Source organism: Prosthecobacter gellanilyticus, from assembly GCF_007992435.1.
In the GTDB taxonomy this organism is placed as follows: Bacteria; Verrucomicrobiota; Verrucomicrobiia; order Verrucomicrobiales; family Verrucomicrobiaceae; genus Prosthecobacter; species Prosthecobacter gellanilyticus.
Genome location: NZ_BKAG01000060.1, coordinates 18,069 through 38,552, shown reverse-complemented (window position 1 = coordinate 38,552; position 20,484 = coordinate 18,069). Strand labels below are relative to the sequence as shown.

Sequence of the window (20,484 nt, the reverse complement as noted above, 5' to 3'; positions counted from 1 at the left end):
CCTGCCTAACCTAAAGCCTGCTCTCGCCACACGTCAGCAGCGCCGGCAGCTGGACTTCGTGCAGGATCTGAATCGTGACTTCGCGGCTCAGCCCGGCGCCCCAGATCCCGTGGAGGCCATCATTGATTCCTATGAGCTGGCCTTTCGCATGCAGGGAAAGGTGGCGGAGCTTTTAGACATCTCGAAAGAGCCGCTGAAAGTGCAGGAAGCCTATGGCGTGAATGACAAAGGTCCGAAGGCCGCCTTCGCCAGACAGTGCCTCATGGCACGCCGTCTCAGCGAGGCAGGTGTGCGCTTCGTGGAGATCTGCCAGGGTGGCTGGGATCATCACAACAACCTGCACAAAGGCATCATCGACCGCACCGGTTCCGTGGACCAACCCACAGCGGCCCTGCTGACGGACCTGGAAGAGCGCGGCCTGCTGGATGAAACACTCGTGCTGTTCGGTTCCGAGTTCGGCCGTCTTCCGACAGCCCAAGGTCCGGATGGACGCGATCACAACATCACTGGTTATTCCATGTTCCTCACCGGCGCAGGCCTGAAGAAAGGCTACACGCACGGCGGCACGGATGAGCTCGGCATCAAGGCCGTGGATGGTCGCATGCACATCAATGACCTGCATGCCACGCTGCTGGCCCTCATGGGCCTGGATCATGAGCGCCTGACTTATCGTTATACCGGCCGCGACTTCCGTCTCACCGATGTGGCCGGAGAAGTGGCCACGAAGATTTTTGCCTGAGCCGTGGTTGGGCCTGGCTGCCTCGCGGCGCCGCCAGGTAATTCAGGCAAGATGCAAAACCAAGTCCGCGTCTCAAAGCAGCCCTTCAGCCCACGACGGCTGCGGGGCTGCTTCCCTTTGGGGGAGACCTATACTACAGAGCCTCCGGCAGGCCGTGATGCGCGAGGGCGGCCTTCACGAAGCCGCGGAAGATCGGATGCGGATCGTTCGGCTTGCTCTTGAACTCAGGATGGAACTGGCAGGCCACAAAGAAAGGATGCTCAGGCAGCTCGATCATCTCGGCCAGACCGCCCTTCTGCGAAACAGCGCTGATCTTCATGCCGTGGCTTTCGAGCTGCTCTTTGTAATCGTCATTCACTTCGTAGCGATGACGATGGCGCTCGTTGATGACCTCACTGCCGTAGAGCTCGCGCGCCTTTGTGTCTGGATACAGTTCCGTGACCCAGTTGCCCAGACGCATGGTGCCGCCGAGCTGCTTCACCTTCTTCTGCTCCTCCATCATGCTGATCACCGGATGCGCGGTGGTCTTGTCAAACTCGGTGCTGGTAGCTTCTTTCAAGCCGCAGACATTGCGTGCGTACTCGATCACCGCGATCTGCATGCCGAGGCAGATGCCGAAGAATGGAATGCCTTTCTCACGAGCGTAGCGCGTGGCGGCAATCTTGCCTTCCGTGCCACGATCACCGAAACCGCCAGGGATCAAGATGCCCTGCAGGCCGTTGAGATAGATGTCTGGTCCGGCTTTCTCGATCGCTTCCGCATCGAGACGCACGATGTCCACCTTTGCATCCTTATAGGCACCGGCATGCGTGAGGGATTCATAGATGCTCTTATAGGCGTCCTGCAGCTCGATGTACTTCCCGACCACGCCGATGCGGACGTGATGAGTGGGATGAATGACACGCTGCACGAAGTGGCGCCACTTGGAGAGGTCAGGCTGCGGGCGTTCAATCTTCAGGAGGCTGCACACGGTGTCATCCAGACGCTGCTCATGCAGCTTCAGCGGCACTTCGTAGATGCTGTGCTTCACGTCCTTCACTTCCACGACCTGCTCATTCGGCACGTTCCCGAACATGGCGATCTTCTCACGCACATCCTCATCCAGTGAATGCTCCGTGCGGGCCAGGATGATGTGCGGGCTGATACCGATCTCACGCAGTTTCGCGAGCGACTGCTGGGTCGGCTTGGTCTTCAGTTCCTGCGCCGCCTTGATGTAAGGCACCAGCGTGGCGTGAATGAAGAGCACATTGTCACGTCCGGCCTCGATGGCGAACTGACGGATGGCTTCCAGGAAAGGCAAACCTTCGATGTCTCCCACTGTGCCGCCGATTTCGGTGATGATCACGTCACCGCCCATCTTCTCCGCCACGTCCGTGATGCGCTCCTTGATCTCGTTCGTGATGTGCGGGATCACCTGCACTGTACGGCCCTTGTATTTGCCAGCGCGCTCTTTTTCCAGCACGCTCATGTACACCTGGCCGCTGGTGAGGTTGTTCAGACGGGAAAGGTTCGTGTGCGTGAAGCGCTCATAATGACCGAGGTCCAGGTCCGTCTCAGCACCGTCATCCAGCACATACACTTCACCGTGCTCATAGGGGTTCATCGTGCCTGGATCGACGTTCAGGTACGGATCAAACTTCTGCATGATGACCTTGAGGCCGCGAAGTTCGAGAAGCGTGGCGAGAGAGGACGCAGCGAGACCTTTGCCAAGTGAGCTGACGACGCCGCCGGTGACGAAGATGTATTTCATGATTGGTTTTTCGTTCGCGTGGTGGACTCGCGGTTCAAGCAGTTTGTGACTTCAAATGCGCTTCGATGGCATCCGCCTGCTCGCGGGTGTCCACACCTGGGGAGAGATCGTGGGTCTGCACCACCCGCAAACGGGTGCCGTTCTCGAGGGCACGGAGCTGCTCGAGCGATTCCGTCAGCTCCAGCCGCGAGGGCGGCCAGGCCACGAACTGGAAGAGGAAATCCCGCTGAAATCCATAGATGCCGAGATGGCGGAAATGCTGCGTGTGCGCGGAGGCATTCCTAACGAAAGGCAGAGGCGAACGGGAGAAGTAGAGCGAGTCCCCATTCACATCAAAAACCACCTTCACCACGTTCGGGTCAGTGACCTGAGCCTCATCCTGAATGGGGGCCGCAGCGGTGATCATGCGGATGCTCGCATCTGCCTGCAGAGCCAGCGCAAGCTGGTCGATCAGCGCCGGGGAGATGAGCGGCTCGTCACCCTGCACATTGATGATGGTATCATGGTCCGGGAAGGCCTGCGCAGCTTCGGCGATACGGTCCGTGCCGCTCGGATGATCCGGCGAGGTGTAGACAGCCTTTGCGCCAAAGGTGGCCGCAGCCTCGACGATGCGCTCGTCATCGGTGGCAATCACGATGTCATCCACCGAACGGCAGGACTGGCAGCGCTCCCAGACATGCTGGACGAGCGGTTTGCCGGCGATGAGGTGAAGAGGCTTGCCTGGGAACCGGGTGGATCCCCAGCGGGCAGGAATGGCAACAAGAGTGCGGGATTTCGCGGAATCAGCCAAGGTGGTTTGGGCGGGTTCGCCTGAAATGTCCCAGAGCTCCCCTCGGTGCAAGGGGAGAGATGGGACAAGAGGCGACTTTGACGGCAAAAAACCGCCGTTAGAGGGCGATGACCTGCCGGGTCTTCTGGCTCTCCAGAGCAGCGGCAAAGATCTCCTGGGTGGCCACGGCTTCCTCAGGGGTGGCGCAGCCAAATCGGCCGTCCAGCTTGCCTTCACGCTCCATGAGGTAGGCGGCCCACATCTGCTGCATGAGATCCGGGAAACCTGGCTCAAAGATGCCGCCGGTGACGGTCTTGAAGGGCATGCCGAAGCCGAGGTCCGTCTGCTTCCAGTACTGCTCCTTGCCGACTTCGAAGAGCCAGAGGGTTTTAGGCTCCTTGGTGGAGTAGCGCGCTCCGCCCTCTGTGCCGAGCACTTCCAGGAACCAAGTATTGGTCTCGCCTGGGGCCAAGCGCTTCATTTCCAAGCGAAGAGGGACTTCGTGACCATCAATGTTCGTCCAGGCATGCAGCATGGCATTGTCCCAGGTATCGCAGGCAGCCATGCCACCTTTGCCATCCGGACGCTCGGGGTAGCCCTTTTGAAGCTGGGCAAAGACATGAGTGGGCCTCCAGCCGCAGCGCAGCGGGATGTGGCAGGCATGCATGCCCAGGTCACCGAGCACGCCGATCTCACCGCAGGTCTTGGAAAAGCGCTTCCAGTTCGCAGCCTTGGTGGCATCGAGGTCGCTGCTGTGATGGAATCCAGAGCGGATCTCCAGGATGCGGCCGATCTTGCCGGAGGTGGCTGCGGCGATCACGCGCTGAGCGCCGGGGAAGAAAGGAAACTCGGAAGAGCAGCGCACGAAGCGGCCCGACTTCTGGCCGGCGGCGAGAATGTTGCGCGCGGAGGCGAGATCAATGCCGAAGGGTTTCTCTGCGAAGAGGTCTTTGCCTGCGGCCAGCACGTCCAGGTAGATCTTCTCGTGCAGGTTATGAGGCACGGCCACATAGACCACATCCACCGCCGGATTGGCGAGGAGTTCATGGTAGTCAGCGGTGAGCTGCGCGCAGCTCGGGATGCGGCGGAACCATTCACGCACAGGCTCCACAAGGTCTGCGACGGCCACAAGTTCAGGCTGAACGTCCACGTCCGTGAGAGCGCACCAGCGCATGAAAGCGCTCGCCATTTCCCGGCCCATGAGGCCGCCGCCGATGATTCCAATGCCGACTTTTTTCATAGTGTGAGGTTGAGGCCCGCCATAGGAGAGAGCGTGCACGGGGAGGCAAGTCGTCATTCGCGGCTAGCTTCTACGAAAAAACGTAGGAATGGTTTTATTGTCACATGTCATCCCCCATCCTCGAAGTCACCTGCCTCACCAAAGCGTATGCGGATCGTCCGATTCTCAGAGGGGTGTCGTTCAAACTGGCGGCGGGTGAACGCGCGGCGCTGCTGGGACCTTCAGGCAGCGGGAAGACCACGCTTCTGAACTGCATCGGCGGGGTGGATCGTGCTGATACTGGAGTGGTGAGCATTGCAGATGAAAAACTGCACGCGCTGGATGCGGATGGGCTGGCTCGCGTGAGGCGCACACACATCGGCACGGTGTTTCAGTTCTTCCATCTGCTGCCGACTCTCACCGCGGCGGAGAATGTGGAGCTTCCGCTGCAACTGCTCGGCATCACAGCCGCCGAACGCGAGAAACGTGTGCGTGCGCTGCTGGAACGCGTGGGTGTTTCACATCGTGCTTCAGCCCTGCCTTCCGAGCTTTCCGGAGGCGAGATGCAGCGCGTGGCCATCGCCCGTGCGATCATTCACCGCCCGGCGCTTCTACTGGCGGATGAACCGACGGGCAATCTAGACTCTCACACAGGTGAGCAGGTGCTAGATCTGCTGGCTGAAGTGGTGCAGGAAAGCCAGGCCGCCCTGCTCATGGTCACGCATAGTGATGAAGCAGCGAAGCGTTGCCAGCGCATCCTGCGCATGAAGGACGGCGAGCTCACCGAAGCCTAACCAACTTCACTCACATAGCCTCTGACAAGATCTTGACCAGAGTCTCCTCGCTCAAAGACACCGGATTTCCCTTCATGCTGCTGGCCTTCGCCGCCTTGGCAGCGATATCAGCCAAGTCTGATTCCTGAATGCCATAGCTGCGCAGTCCGGGAATCTGCAAACGCCCTGACAATCCACGCAAAACCGGCAAGACATCCTCAGCCCGTGCATCTGCTCGTCCAGTGAGGAGTTCGCCAGCATGCCGGAAACGTTCGCGCTGGAAGTCATTTCCAGAGGCATTCACCACGGCCCAATTGGCGGCCCAAACGGGAGCCAGCAGGATGGCGCACACGGCTCCATGAGGTGCCTGAAACTGACCACCGATCGGTGCCGCGAAGCCGTGCACGGCACCCAGCCCCGCGTTCGCCAGGGCCATGCCGCTGTACATCGCTGCCAGTGCCATGTCCTCTCGCGCATCCAGATCAGCGCCATCCTGCACAGCTTTCTCCAAGGAGCGTGAAGCACGGCGGATGCCATCCACGCAAAGGGCATCGGTCATCGGCTGGGCCCGGCAGGAGACATAAGCCTCCAGGCACTGGGTCAGCGCATCCATGCCACTGGCCGCCGTGACGACAGGCGGACAGCCCACTGCCAGTTCTGGATCCACCAGCGCGATGCGCGGCAGCATGGACACGTGACGAAGACTGGCCTTCACACCTTTTTCGGGACTCGCCAGGACGGCATTGCGCGTGACCTCGGCCCCCGTTCCAGCGGTGGTGGGCACGGCGATGTAAGGCAGCGGCGGCTCATCCAGGGCATTCCCCTGCCCCACCACCTCCAGATAGTGCAGCGCATCATGCGGCTGCCGCGCGAGAGCTGCGATGGCCTTGCCCGCATCCATGGCGCTGCCACCCCCAAAGCCGATGACCACTTCAGCCCCCAGGCTCTTCGCGCGCTCCGAGCCACAGCGCGCATCATCCAGTGTAGGCTCCCCTGGCACACTGAAGACCTCCCCAGTCAGGCCTGCGGCCTCCAAAGCCCCCACAAGCTTTCCGGCCCGTTCGGCTTTGGCCCCCGTGACGATCAAAACACGCCGCCCGAAGGGCTGACAAAGCGCAGGTAGCTGGGAGACGGTGCCGCGCCCAAATACAACCCGGGCGGCGGTGGCAAATTCAAAAGAGGTCGTCATCCCGGGAAGGATGGCGAGCGATCGGGCCTGTGCCAATGCTGATCGAATCCCTCCGGATGAGACCTGAAATAGGCATCAGAGTAGCCCAATTCTCGGATTTAAGAAAAAAATGTGGTTACATCTATTTGATTAAGCTGAGCAATTGTGAAAAGGCAGACACATGATGCGTTACTTGGCACTCGATTTGCGGTGACGGCACCCAAATGTCAGAAATATGTCACCACCGCAGCTTTCAAAGTCACTACGAGAAATAAATGCGGTATACAATTTTGTGACAATTAACTCCCGCTGTCCTGACAATTCAGCTGTCACAAATGCCCCCTCACAGCAGGTTATCAGTCAGGCATTTCACGACATCTGAGCGTTGAGAATTCCCTAGAACTCTCAGTCTCAGGACTTTCTCTCTCAAGTTCAGTCAGACAACATCAACAAAAACATCCAGATGAATCCCCCGATCATCCCCTTCCTCGCCTTGAGCCGCATGAAAGGCGGCCTCTTGTCCGCTCTTGCCAGCCTCGCCCTCCTCACCGGAGGGATTCAGGCGGCCGAAATCGTCGTTGAGCAGCCTGCTGGCACTGGCTTGACTGACAACGCAGCCACGACCACCTTCACCTCGGTCATCGCTGGGAGTACGGGCACCACCAAGACCTACACCATCACCAATTTGGTGTCCTCCTCGGGCAACCTCACCGGGATCAATGTGATCCTGACCGGCGCTGGAGCCACGAACTTCACACTCGACAAGACAGGTCTGGCTACCTCTCTGATCCCTGGCGCCAGCACGACCTTCACGGTGGCTTTCAGCCCACTCTCCACGGGTGCCAAGACCTGCGGACTTGAGATTGCCAGCAACGACACGGACGAAAATCCCTTCAACATCACCCTGGCAGGCACAGGTGCCGCGACGACCGTCACACTTTCGTCCACGGGTTCGGCGCAAACCGTCACGATTCCTGATGGCGTCGGCTCATTCACGGTTGAGGCCTGGGGCGGCGGAGGCAGCGGCAGTGGCGGCTCGCCGACTGGCCATGGCGGGGGTGGCGGCGGCGGCGGTGCCTATGCCAGAAAGGTCATCAATGGCCCGCTGAATCCAACCTACTCGGTGTTCGTCGGTGCTGCAGGACAGGACTCCACCCTCAATACCAATGTCGTCGTGGCCAAAGCCGGCTCAGCAGGCACAACCACCAGCGCCGGTGCGGGTGGAAGTGCGACCGCGAGCGTCGGTGATGTGAAACGAAAAGGGGGCGACGGCGCCTACACGGGTTCCTACAACTCCGGCAGCGGCGGGGGTAGCTCCGCCAGCCCGTCAGCCGACGGCGATGTGGGTCAAAACGCAACGAACAATGGCACCCCAGGCACGGGCGGAGCAGGCTGGGGAACAGGGACACCTGCGGAAGGGTCCGGTGGCGGCGGCGGCGGAAACAGCGGTGCCGGCACGGCTGGCACCCTTCCTGGTGGTGGCGGCGGCGGTGGTGGCAGAATGGTCACAACTACCGGTGCCGGTGCCGCTGGCCGCGTGGTATTGACCTTCGCAGCCTCGCTTCCTGAGATCGACGTTCAGGGCAACGCCCAGAGCATCGTCGATGGAGACATCACGCCTGATCTCGCCGATCACACGAGCTTTGGCGATGTGCTGCTGGGTGGCTCGGCAACCCGAACCTACACCATCACAAACCTGGGCACGGCCCCCTTGACCCTTGGCACCGTGGGTGTCACGGGCAGCGGTTTCAGCGTAGCAAGCCAGCCGATTCCACCTGTGGCTCCGGGTGGATCCACTACCTTTGACATCACCTTCACCCCTGCTGCAACTGGGGTCAGCAGCGGAACCGTGAGCTTCAGTCACAACGACACAGATGAGAACCCGTACAACTTTTCTGTGCAGGGAAATGGCATCGTGATCCCGATCATCGTGACCAATCCGAGCTTCAGCCTTGGCACGGCAGGCCAGGCTTTCAGCGAGACTTTCACGCAGACGAACGCTGTGGGCACTGCCACCTTCACCACCGCCAGCACGCTCCCCAACGGCCTGACTCTTTCCACCGCTGGTATCTTGAGCGGCACTCCGCTGCAAACAGGCATCTTCCCCATCGTGGTCACGTGCACGGATAGCAATGGCACCATCGGAACGGGTTCGATTTACAACCTGACGATTTTCTGCCAGAGCATCTCGGTGGGCGTTCCCTCCAACGCCAACGGCACGGCAGGCATGAGCTTCAGCGAGACCTTCACGGAAGCCGGGGCAATCGGCGGAGCCACCTTCACCACGGCGAGCACGCTGCCGACTGGCGTGAGCCTCTCCACCGGCGGCACCCTCAGCGGCATTCCACTGACGATCGGGACCTATCCGGTCGTGGTTACAGTGACTGATGGCAACAGCTGTACTGGCGTCAGCTTTACCTACAATCTGTCCATCGGCTGCCAGGTGATCACGGTAAACAATCCCCTGAACGCCAGTGGCACCGTCAATGCGTCGTTTAGCGAGAGCTTCACTCAAATGGGAGCTGAAGGCACCGCGACCTTTACTACCGCAAGCATCCTGCCGAACGGCATCACCCTTGCCACCAACGGAGTTCTTAGCGGCATTCCAACACAGGATGGCAGCTTCCCGGTGGTGGTGACGGTGGCGGACAGCAATGGCTGTATCGGCACCGGAGCCACCTACAATCTTGTCATCGCGCCGGTCTATCCCGAGATCGCCGTCTTTGATGGCAATGGCACCGGCGGCACGGAGCGCACGGACAACAGTGGCACGCATGACTTTGGCAGCGTGAACACCGGCAGCAGCAGTACAGCACAGACCTTCACGATTCAAAACACGGGCATGGCAACCCTCATGAATCTGAGTGTCTCAAGTACCAACCCGACGGAGTTCGGCTTCTCGCAGCCCATGAATGAATCCCTGGCTCCAGGAGCCACGACCACCTTCACGGTGACCTTCAGCCCGTCATCTGCAGGTACACGCAGCGGCCTGATCAGCATCTCCAGCAATGACTCAGATGAAAATCCCTTCCGCATCAATGTCAGCGGCACGGGTCTGGCACTGAACACAGCCCCGGTGATCACCAGCTACTCCGGCGTGGTGAACGTGCCGATTTCGCTCAATGAGAATGGTCTCGGCATCTATGCGACGGTGACGGCCACAGACGCGGATGTGCCGGCGCAGACGCTGACCTACAGCCTGAGCGGGCCGGATGCAGCGCTCTTTTACCTGACGCCCGGCGGCCAGCTGCTGTCGAGGACTGCCCTCGACTTCGAAATGCCGACCGACCAGGGCGGGAACAATGTGTATGAGGTAACGGTGACGGTGACGGACGATGGCAGCCCGAACCTTTCGGCCGTGCAGAACTTTGCGTTCACGATCCTGAACGTGAATGACGCCCCCACACTGACGCCGATCCCGGACCAGACACTGGCCGTGGGCGGCAGCACTGGACCGATCGCCTTCACCATCGGGGACACCGAGCCTACACCTGTGATCACAGTGCTGTCACCAGCGGGCATCGCCGGAACGCGACGGGCGGGCACGGCCAGCTTTGGCCCGGCTATGTTCAACGTGACGGCCAACGTCGAGATGGCGAACCCAGCTCAGGCGACGGGGCCGCTGGTCAATGCGGCGGCTTGCGTGGGGAAGATCGTGATCGTGGACCGTGGCATTAACTCCTTTATCGCGAAGGCGGCGGCGGTGCAGGCTGCAGGCGGTGTGGGCATGATCCTGGTGAATAATGTCCCCGGTGTGGCCGCTCCCGCCATGGGGGGCACCGACCCGACCATCTCCATCCCGATTTTGAGCTTGAGCCTGGAGGACGGCGCGGTGCTGAAGGCGAGCGTGCTGTCTGGACCCGTGATCGCCACCTTGGACTCCAACGGGGAGCCAGCGCTAAGACTGACGGTGACGGCGACCTCAAGTAACACAACGTTGGTGCCAAATGCGAACATCGTGCTCGGTGGGACCGGCGCGGCCCGCACCGTGGCGGTGACGCCTGCGGCCGGCCAGAGCGGCCTGACGGTGATCACCGTGACAGTTTCAGATGGGACGCTCACATCCTCACGTGAGTTCCTGGTGTTTGTGGGCGGCCCTGCCCCATACACGGTATTCACGGAAACTTTTGAGGATGCCGCTGACGGCTACGACGTGAATGGCTGGAATCACACGCCTCTTACAGGCAGCCCGGATTGGGTGTGGTCGACGGCGCGTTCGCACTCGGCCACGCATTCCTGGTACGCCCAGAGCGGGATAAACAATGCCCGCCGCGCCCTGCTTTCCCCGCTGATCAGCGTGACCTCGACCAGCCAGATCAGCTTCTATCACACCTACGCCTTCGAGATCCAGCCAGGGCTGGAGTATGACGGCGGAACGCTGGAATACTCGGCGGATGGTATGACCTGGAGCACGGTCCCGGACGCGGCCTTCGTTTCCGGCGGCTTCAATGGCACTGTGGCGCAGAATTTTGCCACTGGAAACGTGCTGAAGGGCAAGCGCGCATGGGTAGGCGGCACGGCCGGTGCGCTTACGCAGGTAGTGGTGAATCTGGCCTCCTTTGCCAACGGCCAGACCATCCGACTGCGCTGGCATGCGGGTGACGACCAGAGCACTGTGGAGGAAGGCTGGTATGTGGATGAGGTGGTGCTGACAGGCGCTAGCCCCGAGATCGCCGTTTTCAATGGTATTGCGCCTCCTGCCAATGAACGCACAGACAACGCAGGCACGCACAATTTTGGCAGCTTAAATACTAACAGCAGCAGTGCTGCCCAGATCTTCACCATTCAGAACGCTGGCACAGCTGACCTGACGCTGGGCACGGTGACTCTGACGGGCGCAGATCCAGGGCAGTTTATCGTGACCCAGCCTGCCTCCACTACCCTGGCAGCGAACGCTACCACGACCTTCACCGTCACTTTCAGCCCGAACAGTGTCGGAGGAGCCAAGAGCGCTGTGGCCAACATCGCCAGCAACGACAGTGATGAGAATCCCTTTGAGATCAATGTGAGTGGCACGGCGGTGGTCCCGGTCCCCATACAGACTTCGTTTGCTTTTACCGGGGCGGATCAGACCTTTGTCGTCCCCGCTGGAGTCACTAGCGTTACCGTCAAACTGTGGGGTGGTGGTGGCGGGGCTGGGGGAGGCAGTGGCTCTTTCGTGTCAGGAAACTTGGCTGTGAGTCCAAATGAAACCCTGACCATCATCGCGGGCGGCGGCGGTGCTGTGTCCCCGTCCTCTGGGGCCACGCCTAATGCTTATGGCGGTGGCGGAAGAGGCGTTGGAGACGACGGCTCGCGGTTTGGTGGTGGTGGCGGTGGGCGCTCTGCCATACGCCGCGGTAGCACCGAACTCGTCACCGCAGGCGCAGGCGGCGGTGGGAATCAGGGAACGGCCTTTGGTGGCGCAGGCGGGTTGATCAATGGAGGCAACGCCTCCAACGGAGCCGTCGGATCAGGGGGGACTCAGCTGGCTGGCGGAGCCAAGCCCACAGGAGTATCCTCGGCGGCAAACGGTGCCCAGTTCTTGGGGGGGGACGGTCAAGGTGGCGGCATTCCCGGCGGCGGGGGCGGCGGATCGGGTTTTTATGGCGGCGGCGGCGGCGGCAACGATGCTCAGTACGGCGGTGGCGGAGGTGGATCTTCATTCACATCGAACTTGACCAGTTTCGCCGGTCAAGCTGGATTGACTGGTACAGGGACAGGAGTGGCCCCCGGAGGCACGTCTGATCTTGCCTACACCGTTCCCGTTGGGCGAGGCGGTCCAACTGCCTCAGCAGGCGGTAATGGTCTGGTGATCATCACTTACCTCGCCACTCCCCAGCCCGAGATCGCCGTCTTCAACGGAGCCAGTACGGCTCCTGGAGATGCGCGCACGGACAATGCTGGCACTCATGTCTTTGGCAATGTAATCACCAGCGGCAGCAGCACAGCACAGACGTTCACCATTCAGAACACTGGCACAGCTGACCTGACACTGGGGACCGTGACGCTGACGGGCGCAGACGCAGGACAATTTAGCGTGACCCAGCCTGGGTCTGCAACCCTGGCCGCGAACGCCAACACGACCTTCACCGTCACTTTCAGCCCGACATTTTTGGGAACGAAGAGTGCCGTGGTCAACATCGCCAGCAATGATGGCGATGAGAATCCTTTTGAAATCAATGTGAGCGGGACAGGTATCAGCCCTGCCGAGATTGCCGTGGAGGATTATTTCAACGCTGATCTGGTGGACAACAACGCCTTCTATCGCGTGCCCTTTGGCACCACCGATGTCGGCACCAGCATCACCCGCAGTTTCACCCTCAAGAACACTGGCAGCGGTGCGCTTTCCATCGGTGCCATCAGCTTTGACGGAGATGGCAGGGCTGCCTTCGCCTTGACCACCCCACCACCCGCCAGCATTGCTCCGGGGGGCCAGGCAACCTTTGCCGTCACGTTCACCGCTTTGAACGAAGGCGGCCATAGGGCCACCATGCATATCGTGAACGGTGACTTGGATGAGAACCCGTTCGACATTCGCATCGGTGGTGTCGGCACGGACACGACGGGCGGCACATGGACTGGCTCGCCAGCTCTTATCGACCTCCCGCCTGATGGCAGCTTCTATGCGGATGGACTGAACTTCGGCACTGACCTGGGCTTCGTCCCAACGCCTGAGCAGAAGTACACCTTCATTAACATCCAGGGCGCTCTGCCTGCACGTGTGGTGGGTCATTTCAATGACCTGCCGGATGGTGGTGTGGTGGCCATGAGCTTTAATGGCGTCATCTACTACTTCCAGGCGGATTATGAAGGTGGCACGGAAGGCAATGACCTCGTCCTGACCAACTTCACTCCAGAGTCCTCCCCCATGTGGAAGTGGGTCTCCGGCCCGAGCTCGCGCAATGGCGTCGGCATTTATGGCGAGCAGCATGAAGCCAGTGAAACCAACAATCCCGGCGCACGCCAGGGGGCCATGAACTGGCTCGGAGCCAATGGCAATCTCTGGCTGTTCGGTGGTTATGGTTACGGCACTGCCCTGACCAATCCTCCACGCTGGCTGAATGATCTGTGGGAGTTTGACCGTGCCTCCGGCCAGTGGATCTGGCACACCGGCAGCACCACGCACAGCGTGGACAGCACCTACGGAGACATGGGCTCGTCTGATCCGGCGAACACCCCGGGATCCCGCCACACCGGCAGCACCTGGACTGACTCCAGTGGCAGTCTCTGGCTCTACGGCGGCTTCTCCAAGGGCAGCTGGAATAGCGACCTCTGGCGCTACCGTCCAGACACGGGTGAATGGACCTGGATGAACGGTGCGAACACGCCTAATGCCGCCCCCGTGCGCGGAACGCTGGGCGTGGCGGATCCTGCCAACACCCCCGGTGCCCGCAGCAGCGCGACCACCTGGTTCGTGCCGGGTGCTCCTGATCCCATCGACTTCGTCCCTGGCGGAAAGCTGTATCTCTTTGGAGGCTACAATGGAACCACCTACTACAACGATCTGTGGAGCTACGACCTTCTCACCGAGCAGTGGACCTGGCTGGGCGGCGGCAGCGCACCTAACCAAAACGGTGTTTACGGCACCCAGGGCGTCGCGGCACCCGCCAACCTGCCCGGCTCGCGTCGTGATGCCACGGCCTTTGTGGGCCATGACGGCAGCCTCTATCTCTTTGGTGGTCTCGGTTACGATGCCAGCAGCCCAAGCCGCGGCGACCTGAACGACCTCTGGAAGTTTGATCCTGCCGCGGGTCAGAACGGTCTGTGGACATGGGTGAATGGCAGCAATGCCACGGGTGCTGCCGGCACCTACGGCACACTCAACGCGCCTGCCGCAGGCAACTCGCCACCGGCACGCAGTGCTGGCAGCGGATGGGCCACGGTGGATGGCAAGCTCTGGCTCGTCGGCGGTTTCAAAAACAGCAATCATTCCTACAATGACGTCTGGATCTTTGACCCCGGCACAGGTCTGTGGACCTGGAAGCAGGGCGCGAGCGGTGCGGTCTGGGCCAATGGCGTCTATGGTGAGCAGGGAGTCGCCGCAGCGGGCAACCAGCCTGGCGCCCGCTTCACACCGAGCACCTGGGTCACGCTCAATGGCACACTCTGGGTCTTCGGTGGCGGCGGTGCAGATGCCTTTGGCAACACAGGTCGTATGAGCGACCTCTGGAGCTACGGCATCCCGAACCGTGACGGCGCTCCGCTGGACAACTTCACCCCTGCTCCGTTCCCGGATGAGTTCATCGTCAACGCCAGCCCAAATGCATACAGCGCCACCGCCGGTACTGAGGCCTATGTGCCGGTCAGCGGCCAGCTTGCGGGCACGGATGCAGACGGTGACAAGATTATCTTCAGCAGCACCAGCGCCACGACGGTCAGCCAGGGCACACTCACCCTGAATGCAGACGGCACATGGACCTACACGCCTGCGTTTGGATTCACTGGCATCGCCGCCTTCCAGTTCAGGGCTTCCGATAACTACGGTGGCCGGAGCGCGGTGAAGACGCTGGTGATCACGGTCATCACGAACCCGGCTGACAGCGATGGTGACGGCCTTGCCGATGCCTTCGAGCGCAGCATGTGGGGTGATCTTGCCTCGGCGGATGGAGATGGCGATGCTGACTTTGACGGTCAGAGCAACTACTTCGAGTTCCTCGCGGGCACGAATCCGCTCAGCGGCAGTGAAACGCTGAGCACCGCGCCGAGCATTGCGGGAACGGCATCGGCCAGTGGCGGCATCCAGCTTCAGCTCAATCATGTGCGTCCGGGTGTGTATTACCACCTGGAGACAAGTTCGAACCTTGAGCAGTGGAGCCGCGCAGGCACCTTCACCTTTGATGTCGCCGGCAGCGCCACCATCGAGGACCCGACACCTTCCACAGGTGCGCCGAAGTTCTACCGCATGAGCCTGGAGGCTACGTCGGCCGTGATTCTCCCGTAATAGCAGGCAGTGGTTAACGAACCGTGAAGGGGGCAGGAGGCAGTCCGAAAGGGCTCTTCCTGCCCCCTTTGGCTTTCTTGTGATCGTGGCTTGCTTTGTCCGTCAAAACTCGGCCGCGAACCTCGTTTGGTTTTCATGGTCATCACGCGCTGCTTTCTCTTCCTCGCCCTCGTTTCACTTCTCCAGGCTCAAATCGAAGTCGCCGTCGAGTCGAATATCATGGTGGCCATGCGTGATGGTGTGAAGCTGGCCACGGACGTGTATCGTCCAGCAGGCAGCACTGAGAAGCTGCCGGTCATCCTGACCCGCACGCCGTATAACAAAAACGGCGCCAAGAAGCAGGGGGAATACTTCGCGCAGCATGGTTACGTCTTTATCGCACAAGACACACGCGGACGTTACACCAGCGAAGGGGTGTGGCACTGGATGACGGATGATGCGCTGGATGGCGTGGACTGCGCGAAGTGGATCACTTCCCAATCGTGGAGCGACGGAAAGATCGGCATGCTGGGCACCAGCTATGTCGGCGGCACGCAGCATGCCATGGCGCTCGCCCAGGCACCGGGTCTGGCAACGGTGATCCCGGTGGATGCCGTGTCAAACTGTGGCGTGCAGTCCATGCGCAATGCGGGAGCCTTTGAGATGCGCTTTTGGAACTGGATCATGCTGAACAGCGGCAAAGGCAGCAACACCGCGCAGGATCCAGCCACCGGTGCTGTGCTCAAGGAGATGGCGGACAACCGTTTGAACTATCTGGCCAATCTACCGCTGCGAAAGGACACCATGCCGCTGAAGCTGGCGCCTGAGTATGAGGACTGGCTGATCAATGCCATGCGCCATGGCGCGAATGACGAGTTCTGGAAGCAGAACAACATCCTCGACCATGCCTATGACTACAAAGACATCCCGGTCTTCCTCGTCGGCGGTTGGTATGACTCCTGGGCGGGTAACACGACTTCTAACTTCCGCGCGCTGACTCCCGTGCTGAAGAGTGATGTGTATCTCATCATGGGCCCGTGGATTCATGGCGCGCAGGCGAAGAGTGCGCATGGCATGGTGGACTTTGGTGATGAGGCCGCGATCAAAGACGAACTGGCGTGGAGGCTCGGTTGGTATGACCACACACTGAAAGGCAAGGCCTCTCCCTTCACCACCAAGGTGCGCTACTTCACCATGGGCACGGGCGATGGTCACAAGACCGACAAAGACCTGCTCTATCACGGTGGTGAATGGCATGACGTGAAGGAATGGCCGCCAGCCGGCACAAAACCCGTGAACTACTACTTCGGTAGCGATGGGGCGCTCTCCACGCAAAAGCAGAAAGGCACTTCCAGTTATACCTTTGATCCCAGGAATCCCGTGCCGACCATCGGCGGCAACATCTCCAGCGGCGATGGCATCATGGTCCAGGGTGCCTGGGATCAGCGCGGTGGTGCGCATGTCTGGAACTGGCTGAATCCCCTGCCCCTCTCCTCGCGCAATGATGTGCTGGTCTTCCAAACTGAGCCTCTCACCGAGGATGTGGAGGTCACCGGCGAACTGGAGGTCAAGCTCTGGGTCTCCTCCGACTGCGTGGACACAGACTTTACTGCAAAGTTGGTTGACGTGTATCCGGCCAGCAAGGACTGGCCCGGTGGCTTTGATATGAACATTGCGGATGGCATCTGCCGCGCCCGCTTCCGTGATTCGCTCAAGGAAGAGAAGCTCATGGAGCCGGGTAAAGTCTATCCGCTCACGGTCCGTCTTTATCCGACGAGCAATGTCTTCAAGAAGGGTCACCGCATCCGCGTGGACCTCAGCAGCAGCAACTTCCCCCGCTTTGACGTGAACCCGAACACCGGCGAACCGCTGCAACAGCATCGCCGGATTAAGACGGCCATCAATTCCATCCATCATGATGCCGAGCACCCTTCGCACATCGTGCTGCCGGTGATGAAGAGATAGGCCTGCCTTGCAGCGTCCCTTGACCCTTTGGACTCTTTGACCGTATTGATTGTCATCCATGAATCTTCCCATCCGCCCACGTCGCAACCGCCAGTCACCAGCCATCCGTGATCTTGTGCGGGAGACGGATCTGAGCCCGGGGCACCTCATCTACCCGCTCTTTCTTCAAGACGGGAATGAGAACACGCCCATCGATGCCATGCCGGGCTGCCAGCGCTGGTGTGTGGAGGATCTGGTGAAGGAAGCCGGCGAAGCCCATGCGCTCGGCGTGCCTGCGGTGGTGCTGTTTCCGCGCATTCCAGATGAGCTCAAGACTCGTGGTGCTGAAGAGTGCCACAATGACGACGGGCTCGTCCCGCGTGCCATTCGTGCGCTGAAGGCCGCGCATCCCACCCTCTGCGTGATCACGGACGTGGCGCTGGATCCCTACAACAGCGATGGCCATGATGGTCTCGTCTCTGATGATGGCCGCATCTTGAATGATGAAACCGTGACCGTGCTCTGCCATCAGGCGCTTTGCCATGCCCGTGCCGGCGCGGACATCGTGGCACCGAGTGACATGATGGATGGCCGTGTGGCCAGTCTGCGCGAGGCTTTGGACAATGCCCGCTTCACCGGGGTCTCGATCATGAGTTACACCGCCAAGTATGCCAGCGCCTACTACGGCCCTTTCCGTGGTGCGCTGGACTCCGCTCCGAAAGCCGGGGACAAGAAGACCTACCAGATGGATGCCGCCAACTCCCGCGAAGCACTGCGCGAGGCCATGCTGGACGAGGCTGAAGGTGCTGACATCCTCATGGTGAAGCCAGCAGGCCCTTACCTGGATATCATTTCCAAGCTTCGCGCTGCCACCTCCCTGCCCATCGCGGCTTATCAGGTCAGCGGTGAGTATCTCATGATCAAGGCTGCAGCCGCCTCCGGCTGGCTGGATGAGGAGAAAGTCATGCTCGAATCCCTCCTCGGCATCCGCCGCGCCGGGGCGGACATGATCCTTACTTACTTCGCCCGTCGTGTGGCGGAGAAGGTGGCGTGATGGCTGGCCCCCAACAAACAGCCCCAAGATTCCCCGTTTTCGAACGTCTGGCACGCTTGGAACCACCAATCTCTCCCCCAAGCCTGCGGTTGACAGCCCCCTGCTCTGACCCGCATCTTTCCCCATGAAAGCATTGCCAACCTTTCTCTGCCTCAGCGCCCTCATGCTCAGTTCCGCCTGCGCGGACCTGGCCACGGATGCGGCCATCATCGAACTGAAGCCGAAGCCGGAGGACGAAACCGTCACGACCGACTTCGTGTTTCACAACAAAGGTGACAAGCCGGTGAAGGTGCTGAAGATCGACAGCGCCTGCAGCTGCCTCAGCGCTTCCCTGGACAAGGCCGTCTACCAACCCGGCGAGAAAGGCGTGGGCAAGGCGGAGTTCAAGCTCTCCAGCTTCACCGGCCGCCATGAGAAGAGCGTGCATGTGCAGACGGATGACCCGCAGCAGAGCGAGTGGGTCATCACCTTCATGATCGAGATCCCCGAGATCGTGAAGATCGAGCCCAAGACACTGCAGTGGTGGATCGGCGATCCTTTGGAGGCCAAAACCTCGAAGGTCACCATCACCGGTGCAGATCCCATGAAGATCCTCAACATCACCTCCACCCGCGAGCAGGTGGAGTTCTCCTGGAAGGAAATCACCCCGGGCAAGGAGTATGAAGTCACCGTCAAACCTCGCAGCACCGCGGAGGTCATGCTCGGCGCACTGAAGATCGAGACGGACAGCAAGATTCCGAAGTATCAGCGCCAGCTCTCCTTCTTCTCCGTCTACCGCAAGCCCAGCACCTAACCATGAGTTCGGCGCTTTTTCAGGCATGCTTGATCGTGCTTCTGGCTGCGGCCGCAGCCACGGCGGCCTTTCAAGTGCATCCGCGTGCCCCTGCGCTTTATGCCGTGCAGGAGCCTCTGAAGGCGGACGAGGTGGGACTCAAAGAGATCCAGGAACGCTGGAAGGGTGATGTCATCTGGCTGGATGCACGTCCTCGTGATCAGTTCGACAAGGATCACATCCCCAATGCGCGCTTATTGAACGAGCAGGAGTTTGACACCCAGCTCTTCGATCTGCTGGAGACTCTGCAGACCGCCACCAAGCCCATCATCATCTACTGCAGCGGCCAAAAGTGCGAAGCCAGCCGCCATGTGCGTGAAAAGCTGCTGGCCACGGTGCCGATCGACAACTGCTTTATCCTCAAAGGTGGTTATCCCACCTGGCAGGCTGCGCAGAAGGCTCGATGAGCTTTCGGCAGAGGAGCGAAAAAAGTGCAAAGTCAGGAGTGGTTCAGGTCCCGAGTCTTGTCGATCTCAAGTATCTCTGCCAACTTGACGACGGACAAGTGACTGCCCGTCAGCCTGAGACGAGCTGTCATGCCTGGATGAAGTTCTTCCAGTGAATGTCTGTAGGCTTCGATAGCCACAACCATGAGAGCACACGGCTGCGACGTCACCCTAAGTCTCCATGCATCCGAGTTTGGAAATGCACGGTCGAAAACATCACCGACGGCAATCATATGCTCCCCGAGCCGGCCATCAACGATGGCAAGCCCATCCTTCATCTCGACAGAGTGAACCATGAAGTATGGCCTGCTCATATGCGGCCATCTCTTAGTTCAGCATGAACGTGAACGGGAACGACACGCGCTCCAGCTTGCCATCCACAGGTGTGTAGGGCTTGAACTTCCACTGGGACACAGCCTGGAGGGCAAATTGATCCAGCGTGGGATGCGCGGACTGGACGACCTTCAGGTCAGAAACGGAGCCGTCAGGCTGAACGGTCAACGCCACGCGCGCCACTCCCTTCAGACCAGCCTTCCGGGCTTCTGGCGGATAGGCAGGCGGGATCATCTTCACGAGCTTGAGCTCCACGCCAGAAGTTGTCTTCCCACCGCCACCGGTCTGGTTGACGACCTTCACCTTGTTCGTGGCGCAACTAGCGACGAGCAGGACGGCGAGCAGGGCCGTGAGTGCTTTCATCGTCTGATTCAGCGAATGAAGATTCGACAGAGCGAAGGCAGGCTTGGAGGGGATTGAGCGGTTTGGCATGGAAAGGAATGGAAGCTTGGGGGATTTCATTGACCATCTGCAGGAGGTCAGGGGCGGTCACTCATATGTCTCATCCTATGATTTCAGGTCAAGCTTTGTCATGGTTGTGAGCTCCGGCAAAGA

12 protein-coding genes are annotated in these 20,484 nt (G+C 60.3%); 7 read left to right on the top strand and 5 right to left on the bottom strand.

Going from position 1 to position 20,484, the window contains the following annotated elements; genetic code table 11:
* A partial coding sequence (locus BGE01nite_RS25590) for a DUF1501 domain-containing protein (protein WP_146855173.1) occupies nucleotides 1-739 on the top strand: 739 nt, incomplete at its 5' end.
* Nucleotides 740-872: 133 nt separating this feature from the next.
* Here BGE01nite_RS25590 and pyrG read toward each other — a convergent pair.
* From pyrG to BGE01nite_RS25575, 3 genes are all read right to left on the bottom strand, one after another.
* Nucleotides 873-2,489: a CTP synthase gene (pyrG, locus tag BGE01nite_RS25585; protein ID WP_146855170.1), complete on the bottom strand. Its 1,617-nt coding sequence runs from the start codon at nucleotides 2,487-2,489 to the stop codon at nucleotides 873-875.
* A 34-nt stretch (nucleotides 2,490-2,523) separates the two neighbouring features.
* Nucleotides 2,524-3,279 (bottom strand): 3-deoxy-manno-octulosonate cytidylyltransferase, encoded by a 756-nt coding sequence (gene kdsB, locus BGE01nite_RS25580; RefSeq protein ID WP_246145802.1) that lies wholly within the window; start codon nucleotides 3,277-3,279, stop codon nucleotides 2,524-2,526.
* 97 nt (nucleotides 3,280-3,376) lie between these two features.
* Nucleotides 3,377-4,498, bottom strand: coding sequence for a Gfo/Idh/MocA family protein (locus BGE01nite_RS25575; protein WP_146855167.1), 1,122 nt, complete (start codon nucleotides 4,496-4,498; stop codon nucleotides 3,377-3,379).
* Nucleotides 4,499-4,602: 104 nt separating this feature from the next.
* On the opposite strand from BGE01nite_RS25575, the gene BGE01nite_RS25570 reads away from it, so the two are divergent.
* Nucleotides 4,603-5,271, top strand: a complete 669-nt coding sequence (locus tag BGE01nite_RS25570; protein WP_146855165.1) for an ABC transporter ATP-binding protein — start codon at nucleotides 4,603-4,605, stop codon at nucleotides 5,269-5,271.
* A 10-nt stretch (nucleotides 5,272-5,281) separates the two neighbouring features.
* Here BGE01nite_RS25570 and BGE01nite_RS25565 read toward each other — a convergent pair whose 3' ends face one another.
* Nucleotides 5,282-6,439 carry an iron-containing alcohol dehydrogenase gene (locus tag BGE01nite_RS25565; RefSeq protein WP_146855162.1) on the bottom strand — a complete coding sequence of 386 codons (1,158 nt, stop codon included), beginning with the start codon at nucleotides 6,437-6,439 and terminating at the stop codon, nucleotides 5,282-5,284.
* A 442-nt stretch (nucleotides 6,440-6,881) separates the two neighbouring features.
* On the opposite strand from BGE01nite_RS25565, the gene BGE01nite_RS25560 reads away from it, so the two are divergent.
* From BGE01nite_RS25560 to BGE01nite_RS25540, 5 genes are all read left to right on the top strand, one after another.
* On the top strand, nucleotides 6,882-15,341 hold the full coding sequence (locus BGE01nite_RS25560; protein WP_146855159.1) for a choice-of-anchor D domain-containing protein: 8,460 nt from the start codon (nucleotides 6,882-6,884) through the stop codon (nucleotides 15,339-15,341).
* 135 nt (nucleotides 15,342-15,476) lie between these two features.
* Entirely contained in the window at nucleotides 15,477-17,285 is a 1,809-nt protein-coding gene (locus BGE01nite_RS25555) for a CocE/NonD family hydrolase (protein WP_146855156.1), read from the top strand.
* Between the two features lie 58 nt (nucleotides 17,286-17,343).
* Nucleotides 17,344-18,318, top strand: a complete 975-nt coding sequence (gene hemB, locus BGE01nite_RS25550; RefSeq protein WP_146855154.1) for a porphobilinogen synthase — start codon at nucleotides 17,344-17,346, stop codon at nucleotides 18,316-18,318.
* 124 nt (nucleotides 18,319-18,442) lie between these two features.
* Nucleotides 18,443-19,111: a DUF1573 domain-containing protein gene (locus BGE01nite_RS25545; protein WP_146855150.1), complete on the top strand. Its 669-nt coding sequence runs from the start codon at nucleotides 18,443-18,445 to the stop codon at nucleotides 19,109-19,111.
* A 2-nt stretch (nucleotides 19,112-19,113) separates the two neighbouring features.
* Nucleotides 19,114-19,557 carry a rhodanese-like domain-containing protein gene (locus tag BGE01nite_RS25540; protein ID WP_146855147.1) on the top strand — a complete coding sequence of 148 codons (444 nt, stop codon included), beginning with the start codon at nucleotides 19,114-19,116 and terminating at the stop codon, nucleotides 19,555-19,557.
* Nucleotides 19,558-19,923: 366 nt separating this feature from the next.
* On the opposite strand, the gene BGE01nite_RS25530 is transcribed toward BGE01nite_RS25540, so the two are convergent.
* The gene (locus BGE01nite_RS25530) at nucleotides 19,924-20,292 is read right to left on the bottom strand and encodes an energy transducer TonB (RefSeq protein ID WP_170267065.1); all 369 of its coding nucleotides are present in this window, start codon (nucleotides 20,290-20,292) and stop codon (nucleotides 19,924-19,926) included.
* Between the last annotated feature and the right edge of the window lie 192 nt (nucleotides 20,293-20,484).

Excerpts from the sequence above, each read along its gene's own strand:
- BGE01nite_RS25565 (WP_146855162.1), bottom strand. The coding sequence starts at position 6,439 with ATGACGACCTCTTTTGAATTTGCCACCGCCGCCCGGGTTGTATTTGGG.
- hemB (WP_146855154.1), top strand. The coding sequence starts at position 17,344 with ATGAATCTTCCCATCCGCCCACGTCGCAACCGCCAGTCACCAGCCATC.
- BGE01nite_RS25540 (WP_146855147.1), top strand. The coding sequence starts at position 19,114 with ATGAGTTCGGCGCTTTTTCAGGCATGCTTGATCGTGCTTCTGGCTGCG.
- BGE01nite_RS25555 (WP_146855156.1), top strand. The coding sequence starts at position 15,477 with ATGGTCATCACGCGCTGCTTTCTCTTCCTCGCCCTCGTTTCACTTCTC.
- BGE01nite_RS25545 (WP_146855150.1), top strand. The coding sequence starts at position 18,443 with ATGAAAGCATTGCCAACCTTTCTCTGCCTCAGCGCCCTCATGCTCAGT.
- BGE01nite_RS25570 (WP_146855165.1), top strand. The coding sequence starts at position 4,603 with ATGTCATCCCCCATCCTCGAAGTCACCTGCCTCACCAAAGCGTATGCG.
- pyrG (WP_146855170.1), bottom strand. The coding sequence starts at position 2,489 with ATGAAATACATCTTCGTCACCGGCGGCGTCGTCAGCTCACTTGGCAAA.
- BGE01nite_RS25560 (WP_146855159.1), top strand. The coding sequence starts at position 6,882 with ATGAATCCCCCGATCATCCCCTTCCTCGCCTTGAGCCGCATGAAAGGC.
- BGE01nite_RS25530 (WP_170267065.1), bottom strand. The coding sequence starts at position 20,292 with ATGAAAGCACTCACGGCCCTGCTCGCCGTCCTGCTCGTCGCTAGTTGC.
- BGE01nite_RS25575 (WP_146855167.1), bottom strand. The coding sequence starts at position 4,498 with ATGAAAAAAGTCGGCATTGGAATCATCGGCGGCGGCCTCATGGGCCGG.